This is a genomic window from Helicobacter sp. 13S00401-1, assembly GCF_002272925.1.
Taxonomy (GTDB): Bacteria; Campylobacterota; Campylobacteria; order Campylobacterales; family Helicobacteraceae; genus Helicobacter_I.
This window is the reverse complement of record NZ_MLAR01000005.1, coordinates 21,430-34,462: the sequence shown is the minus strand read 5'-3', so window position 1 is coordinate 34,462 and position 13,033 is coordinate 21,430. Positions and strand designations below refer to the sequence as shown.

Here is a 13,033-nt window from a genome sequence, read left to right as displayed (position 1 = left end):
TCCTCTATAAACAAATATTAAAGTTTTTTAGCAAGCACGCTTAGATACTTAGCAGCATTAGCCATAGCATCACTTTGATCTTTAGCTATATCTATAATGGTACTAAAACCAACTATGCCAAGTGATCGTAAAACACTCTCTTCTAACTCCTTATGAGACCCAGCTAACACAACAACTGGCACGCCTTTAGCCTTAGCCCTCCTAGCCACTCCAGATACAGCTTTGCCATTTATACTTTGAGTATCTAAACAGCCTTCTCCTGTTATAATTAGCTTTGCGTCTTTAAGCAAACTATCAAAGTTTAGTGCATCAAGCACGCAGTCTATACCAGATCTTAACTCTGCTTTACAAAAAGCAAGCAAAGAAGCAGGTAGGCCTCCACCAGCACCACTTCCAGTTATATCTATAGCTTTGATATTTACTCCAGCAGTTATGGCTAGTTTATGTGCGTAGTGTTCCATGCCAGATTCCAAAAGAGGAAGCATTTCTTTAGTAGCACCTTTTTGAGGAGAAAAGATATAAGTTGCCCCAGTGCTTCCTAAGAGTGGATTAGTAACATCGCAAGCTATCTCGATCTTGGTAGTTTTAAGGAGGGGATTTAAACTACTAATATCTATCTTTTTTATGTCTATTAGCGTGCCACCAGTTGGGATAAACTCTTTATCGTCATTATCATAAAACTTAGCACCTAAGGCAGCAAGCATGCCAGCTCCTCCATCATTACTAGCAGTTCCACCTATAGTTAAAAGTATAGAAGTTGCCCCTTCTTTAAGTGCGTAAGCTATCATCTCTCCAACACCATAAGTCGTAGTAAGCATAGGGTTTTTTTCTTCACTCTTTAAAAGAGTAAGACCACAAGCCTCAGCACTTTCTATAACAGCTATCTTTTCTTCCTTTTCTCCTTCTTTAGCTTCTTCTTTTTTTTCTACTAAATCACCATTATCATCATACTCTTTGACTTTATTATCTATAAAGCCAAGTCTAGCTTTTACAAGTTTGCTAAGTGGTCCACTAACTGTTATATCTTTTTGTTGTTCTTTTTTAACTAAAGCATCAAGACTACCTTCTCCCCCATCTGCTATAGGTAAAAACACAAAGTCATACTCATTAAATTTTGAGTTTTGTAAAAGCCCTTGCATGATAGCCTTGGTGGCTTCAAGACTAGAAAGGCTACCTTTAAAGGAATCCGTTGCTATTATCACAGTTTTCATGGATAGCTCCTTTTTGATAATTAAAATTGATGGTATTTTAGTACGTATTGGAGAGAGTAATTGTATAAAAGATAACTTTTTGTTACCAAGTTTTACTATTTCATACCAAACCTATGAAACCGAAAGACATTTTAGTCATAGAATATGTTTATGTTAAAATTGATAGAAATCAAAGGACGTAGTTTGAGCTCACAGTCACAAGAAAATAAAAATCTACCCTACAAAGACACGGCATTATGTTTATATCAATTTCTTTCTAAATTCCATAGTTTGGGAATCAAAAAAGTTGTAGATTTAGAAAAAAGTGATGGCTGGGCCACATTCCATAGTAGGATAAAAGATATCCCTGATGACAAAGAAAATATATTATTTTCATACAAAAATTATAATGAAGAGCATGAAAATGAGGACTGGAATACTAAGGAAGAATTTCTTGCAGTAAAAAAGCCTGAGTTTGAAAAATGTCCAACTCCTCCAGCAGAAATCCAAAGTTGGCTAAATAATGATTGGGATAAATATAAACATGAGGCAAGCATCAAAGAAATTACTGAGTTAAAAAATGATATCTTTAATAATCATGATAAGGATGAACAATTTCACGATTCTGAAAAAAGAGTTTTTTTATATAATGATTGGATTAAAAAAAGAAGATTCTGGCAAGAAAAACAAAAAAGTATAGAAAAAACTAGACATCTTTTTAAGAAACTACATGAATTACATATACTTTTAAGCGATCATTCAGACATATATGAGCTTGTTGTTTCCAATGGTTTTATAAAAAGTCTAGATAATAAAGAAATAAACTATCCAATCCTGTCAGCAAAAGTTTACACAGAGTTTGACTCTACAAAAAACATTATAAGAATTTATGGTGGAGATGCGCCATGTGAATTTAAGGCTTCTTTATTTAATGACTTACATGATATAAATAAACTTGCCATAAGTAAAGCTGAAAATGATATTAAAGAAAAGACTTATCACCCCCTTGATGTAGGGGACACTTATGGCTTTCTTAAATCTTTTATTAATAAATTATCGCCAAATGGGAGATTTATAAATTTTAATGAAGATCTTCCTAATGAGGGCGATGACAAAATATTTATAATCATAAATCCAGTATTTCATATTCGCAGTAAAAATGATGGCTTGTCAAAATCAATTGAAGAGATCATAAAAGATATAGAGCATGGCGGAGAGATTCCATCTTGTCTGCAGACATTAATTGGAAGTAGAGATTCCTACGTCAAAGAAGAGCATAAGGAGCTATCTATAGATGAGAGGTTATCTGAGACTAGTGGAGAGTGTGTTGAAATCTTGTTTTCTAAAGACTCTAATAAAGAACAACTACATATTGCAAAGAGGATAGAAAACCATGACGCTATATTAGTTCAAGGTCCTCCAGGAACTGGCAAAAGTCATACTATTGCTAATTTATTGGGGCACTTCTTGGCCCAAGGGAAAAGAGTTTTAGTTACAAGTTCTACCTTGAAGGCTTTAAAAGTTTTAAAAGAAAAAATTCCAAATAATTTACAGCCTTTATGTATATCTGCTTTGGATGATGGTAATGCTGATATGATTAAGTCAATAAAACAAATCAATCAATATTTAGAGAGCAGTAATCTAGACAGAATTGATAAAGAGATAAAAAATGCAGAAGAAATACGCAAAGAAACAACCTCTAATTTAAACAAAATAAGACATAAAATCTTTCAGCTTATGAATGAAGAATACAAGTCAATTTCTTATAATGGAAATGGCTACTCTCCGGTTGAGATTGCTAAATTTATATCTGAAAACAAAGATAAACTATCATATATTCCTGGCACTATAAAAGAATCCTCCTTGCTTCCTATGACAAATGAAGAGCTTGAAGTATTGTATAAAAGCAATACTGAAATATCTAAAGCTGAAGAGTGTGAGCTAAATTTAAACCTAAATAATCCCAGTAATTTTATAAATACCAGTGATTTTGAAGGCCTTGTAAATTTAGTCTGTAAAGAGGAAGAAAAGATTTCTCAAATACAAGAGTTTCTAACTTCATCAAAAATAGAACTACTTGTAGAAGATACACAAGATGCAATATCTATAAAAATAAGAAGGATAGATGGAAGTTATGTGCCTCTTATTGCTAATGCAAATATAAAAAACATTGAAAAACTGCAAGACTTTATGGTGAAGTTTAATAAATTTGATGACTGGATGGTATATATTGCAGCAGATGGCAAAAAAGGTGGTGGATATAAGCAAGGTTGGATGGAATTAATAGAGCTTATAAGTCATACATATGAGTTTTCTGCATCCTTTGCAAAAGATAGAATTGGGAAGAATGTAGATTTCTATCAAAATAATCAGAAAATTTCTACATTTGATAAAAATCAAGAACAAAAAATCTTAGCTTCACTAGAAAAAATGAAATCTATAGTAGAGCAAAAAGGTAAGCTAAGCATTATTAATACTTTTTTTAATAGTGACTTAAAAACTATAAAAGAAAAAGTTAGGATAAATGGTGCTGGAATAGAAAGCCCAAAAGACTGTCTTCTTGCTATAAATACAATCAAGCTTAATAAAAAAAGGTTAGATGTGGCTAGGCAATGGGACAACTTAATAGGTCTTCATGGAGCAAAGAAGTTTTTTGAGCTAGATGAAGAACCAGAAAATCGTGCACAAAAATTTATACCCACTATAGAGAAATATTTAGCTTGGCATGAAAAAGATTATATGGAGTTTGAAAAGCATCTAAAAGATATTGGTTTTATCCTAGAAGAAACCATAAAAAGCGAAGAGTTAGATTCTGAAGTAGTTGCGATAAAAAAAATTTTAGATTTCTCCATAAATATCTTGCCAAGATATTTGCAGTTGCTTAAGTCTTGTCATGAAATCATCTTAATAAAGCAAAAAATGCAACTTTGCAAGATTGAAGTATTAAAAGAAGATGGGATAAGATCAAAGTTTTATAAGGACTTAGCAGATGCAATAGACAAGCTAGATATAGAAAAATATAAAAAAACATTTGATGAGATTTGTATCATATACAATAAAACTACCCTAAAGCAAAAGCGAGACTACTTACTTAATAAACTAAAACCATACGCACCTAAATGGGAAGAATCTATTAGAAATAGAGTTGGTATATATGGAGAAGGCTATATTCCTGTTAATATAAATGAAGCTTGGAAGTTAAAACAGTTTAAAAACATAATTAAAAACTTGCATTCACAACCTTATGAGCAACTACAAAAAGATGTCATCACACTAGAAGCTGAACTTAAAAAGCAAACATCAGAACTTTGCGAATATAAAGCCTGGTTTTTCTTAGCTAATGCTATAGAAAAAGATATGGAAATACGAACAGCTTTAAACGCTTTTGCTGCAACTGTTAAAAAGATTGGAAAAGGTGGTAGCAAAAATAATTCAAAATATTTAAATGAACTAAAAAGAAAAATGCTTAAGTGCCAAAAGGCTATACCAGCATGGATTATGCCGATGTCTAAGGCATTAGAAATGTTCTCTATGAATGGAGATAAATTTGATATTGTCATAGTAGATGAAGCAAGTCAAGCAGATATCACCTCTCTTGCTATAGTATACCTTGCAAAAAAAATAATAATAGTTGGAGATGATGAACAAGTAAGTCCAAGTGCTATGAGAAGAAATATGGGTGAAGTAAACAACCTTATCAAAACACATTTGGAAGGAAAGATTGACAATTCCCTTTTTTATGAAGCAAGTACATCACTATACGATCTAGCCAAAATTGCATTTAGAACATTGACATTAAGAGAGCATTTTAGGTGTGTTCCAGATATTATTAATTTTAGCAACACCTTGTCTTATAATGGAGAGATACTACCTCTAAGAGATGTAAGCAGTTCAAAATTACAACCATCAGTAATAGAGCACAGAGTTGATGGATATAGGGAAAATGAAAAATTAAACACAGTTGAGGCTGAAGCCATAGCCAGCTTAATAGCAGCTTGCATGGAAAGAAAAGAATATAAGAACTCTACCTTTGGAGTTATATCTTTACTTGGAAACTCACAATCAGAACACATCAAAACAATTCTACTAGACATGGTAGAAGATGATTTACAGCTAGAAAAGCATAAGGTTTCTTTTGGGGAACCTTCTAACTTTCAAGGAGATGAAAGAGATGTTATATTTTTATCAATGGTGCATAGTAGAGAAAAAGATAAAGATAAACAACTTAGAATAATACGCTATGACACAAAAGAGGACAAACAACGCTACAACGTTGCTGTAAGTAGGGCTAAAGATCAATTATGGTTAATCCACTCATTAGATCCAATCAAAGATTTGAAAGAGGATGATATAAGAAGACATTTAATTGAGCACGTTCAAAATCCAAACAATTATTCTAAAAAAATAGAACAAATCAAAAAGAAGTCAGATTCTGTGTTTGAAAAAGAGGTTTGTTTATCTCTTGTGGAAAAAGGCTTTAATGTTGTGCAGCAATTTAAAGTTGGGGCCTATAGGATAGATATGGTCGCGTGTTTTGAAAACAAAAAAGTTGCTATAGAATGCGATGGAGAAGAGTATCACAGCGGGGAAGAGCAAATATTGCAAGACATGGAAAGACAAAGCATTATAGAAAGAGTGACAAAGTTTAAATTTATACGTCTAAGAGGAAGTGAATACTATCTCGATAAAGAAAAGGCTGTAGAAAGAGTAATAAGCGAGTTAAGAGAATATGGAATCTATCCCGAACAAACAAAAAGTCCTTTAATAGATGAAAATATCGAGTCGAATAATATCATTGAAGATATAAAAATTAGAGCAAAAAAGATTTTGGGGGAATGGAAGGAAAAAAAGATGGAAGATAAAGCAGGATAAATTTTTATTACTAAATATAAAAATAGGAGTTCGTATTTACGTATTATAAAAACTATAATAACCAAAATCTTACTCTAATAAGATCTGGTTATATAAACCTTAATGCAAAAAGTGTCTTACTCCTGTGAAGTAAAGGGCTATGTTATTAGCATTAGCACATTCTATAACTTCTTCATCCCTTATGCTGCCACCAGGTTGTACTATAGCTACTACGCCATTTTTGCTTGCTATCTCTACAGAATCTTTAAAAGGCAAAAACGCCTCACTTGCCATAACGCTTCCTTTTATATCTAGTCCCATATCGCTTGCTTTTTTAACTGCGTTAAATGCGGCATCTACGCGGCTAGTGTTCCCCATACCTATGGCGACCAAAGAGGCATCTTTAACATAAGCTATAGAGTTAGACTTAGTAAGACCAGCTATGACATAGGCTAGTTTTAGATCTAAAAAGCGCGACTTTGGTAAAGAGGTCTTGCTAACTAATCTAGCATCTTCTATCTCGCTATCTTTTATATAATCAGCCTCTTGAACTAACACGCCTCCTTGTAAGATTCTAATATCTAGTCTTGGAGTAGGGAGTTTAAAGTCATAGGTAAAAAGTTTGATACGTTTTTTAGTGTTAAAAAGATCTAAGGCCTCTTGTGAAAAACTTTTAGCAACTATAACTTCCATATAGCCTTTATTAATCTCTTTAGCTAGGTCTAAACTAAGCTCGCCATTTATTGCCAAAACTCCTCCATAAGCACTTATACTATCACACTTTAAAGCCTCTTTAAAGCTTTCTAGGTGAGTGTTTTTTAAGCTTACCCCACAAGGATTAGCATGCTTAATGATTACAGCGATTTTAGAATCTAAAAAGTAAGAAGCTATCTTTAAAGCAGCGTTTATATCGCCTATGTTATTAAAACTTGGGTTGCCTTTTAGGGCTTTTAAAGAGCTTGCAAAGTCATTTGACACTTCTTGAGTATAGAGGGCTGCTTTTTGATGAGGATTCTCTCCGTAGTTTAGGTCATAAGCCTTAGTTGCACTTAAAAGTAAAGTTTCTGGTAAGTCTTCACTTCCAAACTGCCCTTGCATGAATGAAGCTATAGCGCAGTCATAATCTGCAGTGTGAGTAAAAGCCTTTAACATAAGCTTAGATCTTAGACTAGCTTGCTCTTTTTCATCCTTGCTAAGTGCTTCTAAAACTTTAGAGTAGTCTTTAAAATCACAAACTACATAAACGTGCTTATAGTTTTTAGCTCCAGCGCGCAAGAGACTAGGCCCGCCTATATCTATGTTTTCTATAATCTCATTTAAATCAGTAGTTTTTTTGGTAGTGGCTTTAAAGGGGTAAAGATTAACGCAAACTAAGGCTATATCTTTGATATCAAGCTCGCTTGCAACTTTTAAATCTTTTTCATTATCTCTTCTATAAAGTATACCTCCAGCGATGTTTGGATGCAGTGTTTTAACCCTTCCATCAAAAATCTCTGGGCTTTTAGTGAAGTTAGAAACTTCTATAGATTCTATATTTGAAGCATTTAAAGCCTTTCTTGTGCCACCAGTGCTCAGAATCTTAAAGCCTTTAGCTACTAGCCCTTTTGCAAACTCTGTGATGCCTGTTTTATCGCTTACACTTAAAAGTGCATACTTCATAATCTTCCTTTATATTAGATGTAGGTTTAAAGGTTAGAATTTAAGGTAGTTCTTTTTTACACTCAGGGCATATACCTATAAAAATAGTACTTACATCATAGATGTCATAACCTGTTTCATTAGCACATGTTTTCATAACTTCACTCATATCTAGCCTTACATCTTCAAGCCTTCCGCACTTTTGACAAGATACATGTACGTGCTTATCATCACAAAGCTCAAACTTTTGTTTTTGTGAAGGGGCTTTGACGCTTCTTAAGATGTGGGCATCTTGCATGGTGTTGATGTTTTTATAAACCGTAGCAAGCGAGATTGAGGGGTAAGTTTTTTTAATCCTATCATATATGTCCTCTATGGATATATGACCACTACTTTCTATCTCTTTTAGTATGGCTACTCTTTGCGGCGTAACTTTTAAGTTTTTAGTTTTTAATTCGTTTTCATAGTTTGTTATTTTAGTCATCATTGAAACCTTGAGAAAAAAATAGGTAGTTATAAACTTAGACTTTATTTTATCCTAAACTTATGTTTTTAGTATTTGCTTAAGTTATAATTAAAAATTACAACTACAATTAGTAAAGGACTGAGTATGTTTGACACCCTAGGAAGCGGTTTTAGAACAGTCTTAAACAAGATACGTTTTAGTGATGATTCTAAAGCCTTAGACAAGGCCCTTGATGAGCTAAAGAAAACTCTACTTAAAAATGACGTTTATCATAAGACCACTAAAGAGATATTATCTCAGACTAAAGACTATTTTAAAACTAATCCTATAGGTAAAGAGAACTTTTTAAAAGCCCTATCACTAAGTCTAGAATCTATACTTAAGACTAATCTAAACTACGGTTTTTCTTACTCTAGTGTGCCACCAACTTGCGTTTTAATGACAGGGCTTCAAGGAAGTGGTAAAACTACAACTTCAGCCAAACTTGCCCTCTATCTAAAAGGTAAAAACAAAAAAGTACTTTTAGTGCCTTGTGACTTACAAAGACTAGCAGCAGTTACCCAGCTAAAAACACTAGGAGAAAGCATAGAAGTAGATGTTTTTAATAGTGAAAGTAAAAAGCCTTTAGAAGTAGCAAAAGAGGCTTTAAAGTTAGGTAAAAACTATGATGTTTTAATCTTTGATACCGCTGGAAGGTTAGCCATTGATGAAGCTTTGATGGATGAGTTAGATTCTATAAAAAAGCTAGTTAAACCTCATGATATCTTTTATGTAGCAGATTCTTTAAGTGGGCAAGATGGCGTAAGGAGTGCTGATACTTTTAATCAAAAAGTTGGCATAACTGGTGTTATCTTAACTAAGTTTGATAGTGATAGCAAAGGTGGGATAGCCCTTTCAATTGCCTATCAGATAGGAGTTCCTTTACGCTTCATAGGGGTTGGTGAAAAACTCCCAGACTTAGAAGTCTTCTTACCAGATAGGATAATCTCTCGTCTTATGGGCGCTGGAGATATACAAACTTTGGCTGAAAAAACCGCTTCAGTTATGAGTGATAAAGAAGTAAAAGATATACAAAAAAAGATTAAAAAAGGAAACTTTACTATTGAAGACTTTATAGCTCAGATAGAAAATGTCAAGAAAATTGGCTCTATGAGTTCTATCATGGGCATGATACCTGGACTTGGGAATGTGGCAAGTGGGTTAAAAAACATGGACTTTGATAACAGTGAAGAGATAAAAAACATAAAATGCATGGTGAACTCTATGACTAAAAAAGAACGCCTTGATCCTAGCATACTAAATGGCTCAAGGAGAAAACGCATAGCTAAAGGAAGTGGCCTAGAAGTAAGCGATATAAATAGGGCTTTAAAGCAGTTTGACATGGCAGCAAAGATGGCTAAGCAGTTTAGTGGCAAAAAAGGCGCATCTGACTTTATGTCCATGCTAGGTCAGATGAAGGCACAAAAAAGATAGAAAAATCTTAAATATCATAAAACATAGACTTACCGCCTTGAAGTAAACTTTCAATTCTATGCTTTAAGTCTATAAAGTCTTTAGTATCCCTTGCAGGCTTAATCTTATTTTCTATAATGCTATCTATATGCCCCCCACTCATAACTACTATCTTATCCCCCAAGGTTATAGCCTCTTGTATATCGTGAGTTACAAAAATAGCAGTCATAGCTGTTTTTTGTACCATCTTTTGTAAAAATACTTGCAAGTTAACTCTTATAAAATTATCCAAAGCTGAAAAGGGCTCATCTAAAAGTAAGATCTTAGGACTTAGTGCCAAAGCCCTAGCTATACTAACTCTTTGGGCTTGTCCACCGCTTAACTCACGCGGGAACTTTTTAACATGATCTTTTAACCCAACTATCTCTAAGTACTCTAAAGCAGTTTTAGTAGGATTAGGGAAGTTGTTAGCCTTTAAGGCAAAAACTACATTATCTAAAGCACTTTTCCAAGGCAAAAGTGCATAGTCTTGAAAGATCTTTATCCTATCTTTTGCTATAGGAGTAAAGATCTCTCCTTCTTTGTTAGGCTTATTATAAAAGGCTTCATCTATACGTATGCTTCCAGAGCTAAAGCCAGTAAAACCACAGATAATATTTAAAAGTGTAGTCTTACCACAACCACTTTCACCTAGCAAAGTTATAAACTCACCTTTTTTAATATGCAAATTTATGGAATCTAAAATTAAATGCTTGTTATAGCTTTTTTTAAGATTAGTTATCTCTATCAAACCACAGCTCCTAGCCTTATCTTTATAACCCTCTCTACTTTTTCAAAAATAAGATGTAAGCAGTAGCCTATAAGACCTATAACCACCATAGCAGCTATTATCCCATCAGTTTGAAGTAGGTTTCTTTGATCTATTATCATATAGCCTAGACCACTTTGAGCACCTACCATCTCACCTACTACTAGGTTTATCCAAGCTAAAGAGGCACTCATTTTTAAAGCACTTGATATACCTATAAAACTTCCTGGTAAAGTCACATTTATGAAACGGCTAACTACACTAGCACCAAAATTCTTACTAGCATCATAATAGATCTTATCTATCTGATAAATGCTAGTTAAGGTAAGTAGCAACATAGGGAAGAAGATGGCATAGGCTATGATAAAAATAGTAGGCAAGTCACCTATACCAAAGACTATAACTATGATAGGAAACCATGCTATAGGTGATATAGGACGAAGGATTTGTATAAGTGGGTCTAGTGCTTTGCTTAGCGTCTTAGAACTAGAGATGATAAAAGCTAAGATTATAGCTATAAGGCTACCTACCACAAAGCCTATAACATAGCGTATAAGACTAGATTCTATATTATTAAGCAAGCTCCCATCTAATATAGAATCTTTTAAAAATATAGCTACCTGCCAAGGGCTTGGTATGATATCACTACTAAAGGCCTGCCATATGCCTCCAAAAATGATAATAACTAGTATGCTTAATAGCCTTATCTTCATATGATATCCTCCATAAAGTCATCTATATTTAAGTTCTTAATATTGCGAGAAAGCTTTTCTCTAACTATAAAGTCTTTAAGCTCTACTAAATGCTCCTTCTTTAATGCTAAGTCATCAAAGCGTGTTAAATGCTTATCAAGCACTAGATTTATAATAGAATCTTTTTGTCCTATCTTGTTTGGCAAAAGATGCATCCTAGCTTTTAAAAGCGCTACTTTTAAAGATTCTAAAAGTGTGCTATCTAATATCTCACTCCTAGCACAAAGCAAACAGCAGCTATGGTTTGGGTAAACATCCTTACTATAGACTAGAGTTCTTGAAATGCCTCTAAGATTACTTATAACGCCAAAAGGCTCAGCAACGATAAAAGCATCTATGCTTTTATGAAAAAGGGCTGCTTGCATCTCAGGAGGCGACATATCTATAGGCTTTATATCTTTTAGACTAAGACCTTGAGAGTGCAAAATCCTATCTAATAAAAAGTACTGGGATGAAAAACGTGAAGGTACTGCTATCCTAGCGCCTTTTAACTCACTAAAGTTGCTTATCTTAGAATCTAATCTTACATTTAAAGATGATCCATCACTATGCGCCCTTGCTAAAGCCTTTATAGGCGTTTTTTGTGCGCGAAGCTCTAAAGCTATGGGTGCTAAGATAAAAGCTAGATCTATGGCCTTAGCCTTAAAGGCTTCTGCTAAATCACTCCAAGCACTAAACTTTATAGGCACTAGGTTGTAGCCTGGGTTAGTAAAGTAGCCTTGTGCGGAGATAAGTAAGTGATCTGCTATAGGTAAAAAGCCAAACTTTAAGCCTTTTTTTAAGCCATTCACTGAAATAGTGCTGCTTTTTGAGGTAGCAAGTAAAGGGCTTATTAAAGGTAGGCTTAAGGCTAACTTTAAAATATCTCGTCTGTTGTTCATCTATCTTCTTTTGGTTTTTAATATAGGATGAAAATATAACATAAAATTATATTTACAATATGTGTTTTTAAATTTATGAAAAAATAGAAGCACTTTTCTAGAAGATCTAGATAATATAAGTCCCACTTAGAATCAAATATAGGCTATAAAAAGTAAAAAATACTTAAACTTTTTAAATTTAAATAAAAAGAAAGCATAAAAAAGAGGTAGATTCCAACAAGGCAAAATAAAAAATATAAGTAATTTAAACTTTACTTCACAAACTAAATGAACTTAAATTGCAAGCATGAACAAACATTTTAAGTAAGCAGCTTGTTATAAAAAGTAAAGTTTTTTGATAGTTAAAGAATGAAACTAAATGCTTAAAGATATAAAAAGCTATAAAAGAAATGCTATAAAAGCTTACTCAAGACACTTAAAAAGCAAGCTCTTTAAGTGTCTATAAGCTTGTGATCTATCTTAAATCTTGGCCTTTAAAGATTAGAATTTACCTTTTATCTCTGCTACCCAATTTTTAATTCTCTCATCTGTTAAATCATCTTGATTAACTTCATCAATAGCAAGACCTACAAACTTACCATTTTCTACAGCTTTTGAGCTTTCAAACTCATAACCATCAGTTGAAGTCTCACCTATGAACTTAGCGCCCTTTGCTACAGCTTTAAGATCAGCTAGCGCATCACAAAATGTATCGCTATAACTATCAGAATCTCCAAGCCCTATTAAAGCAACTGTTTTTTTGCTGAAGTCTACACCTTTTAAAGTCTCAGCGAAGCTTTCCCAGTCGCTTTGTAACTCACCATCACCCCAAGTTGAACTAGCTAGTATTAGCTTATCAAAACCTTCTAATTGCTCTTTTGTAGCATTAGCCACGTCAAATAGTTGTACATCGCCTAGCTCTTTAGCTACTTTGTTGCACACATCTGTAGTTGTACCATTATCACTTCCGAAAAATAAACCTATGGCCATAAAAAATCCTTATAAATATTTTCACA

Annotated in this window: 9 protein-coding genes; 2 read left to right on the top strand and 7 right to left on the bottom strand. The window is 33.4% G+C overall.

Going from position 1 to position 13,033, the window contains the following annotated elements; genetic code table 11:
* Window positions 1-17 precede the first annotated feature (17 nt).
* On the bottom strand, window positions 18-1,211 hold the full coding sequence (locus BKH43_RS03950) for a glycerate kinase (RefSeq protein WP_095228800.1): 1,194 nt from the start codon (window positions 1,209-1,211) through the stop codon (window positions 18-20).
* Window positions 1,212-1,394: 183 nt separating this feature from the next.
* Between BKH43_RS03950 and BKH43_RS03945 the strand changes: the two genes are divergently transcribed.
* Window positions 1,395-6,062, top strand: a complete 4,668-nt coding sequence (locus tag BKH43_RS03945; RefSeq protein ID WP_172402303.1) for an AAA domain-containing protein — start codon at window positions 1,395-1,397, stop codon at window positions 6,060-6,062.
* A 99-nt stretch (window positions 6,063-6,161) separates the two neighbouring features.
* Here BKH43_RS03945 and purH read toward each other — a convergent pair whose 3' ends face one another.
* Window positions 6,162-7,700 (bottom strand): bifunctional phosphoribosylaminoimidazolecarboxamide formyltransferase/IMP cyclohydrolase, encoded by a 1,539-nt coding sequence (gene purH, locus BKH43_RS03940; protein WP_095228797.1) that lies wholly within the window; start codon window positions 7,698-7,700, stop codon window positions 6,162-6,164.
* Window positions 7,701-7,740: 40 nt separating this feature from the next.
* Window positions 7,741-8,163 carry a Fur family transcriptional regulator gene (locus BKH43_RS03935; protein WP_095228795.1) on the bottom strand — a complete coding sequence of 141 codons (423 nt, stop codon included), beginning with the start codon at window positions 8,161-8,163 and terminating at the stop codon, window positions 7,741-7,743.
* A gap of 126 nt (window positions 8,164-8,289) precedes the next feature.
* Here BKH43_RS03935 and BKH43_RS03930 point away from each other — a divergent pair, with 126 nt between their 5' ends.
* Complete coding sequence (locus tag BKH43_RS03930; protein ID WP_095228793.1) at window positions 8,290-9,618, top strand: signal recognition particle receptor subunit alpha; 1,329 nt, start codon at window positions 8,290-8,292, stop codon at window positions 9,616-9,618.
* Between the two features lie 7 nt (window positions 9,619-9,625).
* Here the strand turns inward: BKH43_RS03930 and BKH43_RS03925 are convergent, their stop codons facing one another.
* From BKH43_RS03925 to BKH43_RS03910, 4 genes are all read right to left on the bottom strand, one after another.
* Entirely contained in the window at window positions 9,626-10,387 is a 762-nt protein-coding gene (locus tag BKH43_RS03925; RefSeq protein WP_095228791.1) for an ABC transporter ATP-binding protein, read from the bottom strand.
* The gene (locus BKH43_RS03920; RefSeq protein WP_095228789.1) at window positions 10,384-11,118 is read right to left on the bottom strand and encodes an ABC transporter permease; all 735 of its coding nucleotides are present in this window, start codon (window positions 11,116-11,118) and stop codon (window positions 10,384-10,386) included. The genes BKH43_RS03925 and BKH43_RS03920 overlap by 4 nt, the downstream gene beginning before the upstream one ends.
* On the bottom strand, window positions 11,115-12,038 hold the full coding sequence (locus BKH43_RS03915; protein WP_095228787.1) for an ABC transporter substrate-binding protein: 924 nt from the start codon (window positions 12,036-12,038) through the stop codon (window positions 11,115-11,117). The genes BKH43_RS03920 and BKH43_RS03915 overlap by 4 nt, the downstream gene beginning before the upstream one ends.
* A gap of 480 nt (window positions 12,039-12,518) precedes the next feature.
* Window positions 12,519-13,007: a flavodoxin gene (locus BKH43_RS03910; RefSeq protein WP_095228785.1), complete on the bottom strand. Its 489-nt coding sequence runs from the start codon at window positions 13,005-13,007 to the stop codon at window positions 12,519-12,521.
* Window positions 13,008-13,033: the final 26 nt, after the last annotated feature.

Bases quoted from the DNA above. Each gene is read 5' to 3' on its own strand.
- BKH43_RS03950 (WP_095228800.1), bottom strand. From the start codon at position 1,211: ATGAAAACTGTGATAATAGCAACGGATTCCTTTAAAGGTAGCCTTTCT.
- purH (WP_095228797.1), bottom strand. From the start codon at position 7,700: ATGAAGTATGCACTTTTAAGTGTAAGCGATAAAACAGGCATCACAGAG.
- BKH43_RS03935 (WP_095228795.1), bottom strand. From the start codon at position 8,163: ATGACTAAAATAACAAACTATGAAAACGAATTAAAAACTAAAAACTTA.
- BKH43_RS03930 (WP_095228793.1), top strand. From the start codon at position 8,290: ATGTTTGACACCCTAGGAAGCGGTTTTAGAACAGTCTTAAACAAGATA.
- BKH43_RS03920 (WP_095228789.1), bottom strand. From the start codon at position 11,118: ATGAAGATAAGGCTATTAAGCATACTAGTTATTATCATTTTTGGAGGC.
- BKH43_RS03915 (WP_095228787.1), bottom strand. From the start codon at position 12,038: ATGAACAACAGACGAGATATTTTAAAGTTAGCCTTAAGCCTACCTTTA.
- BKH43_RS03910 (WP_095228785.1), bottom strand. From the start codon at position 13,007: ATGGCCATAGGTTTATTTTTCGGAAGTGATAATGGTACAACTACAGAT.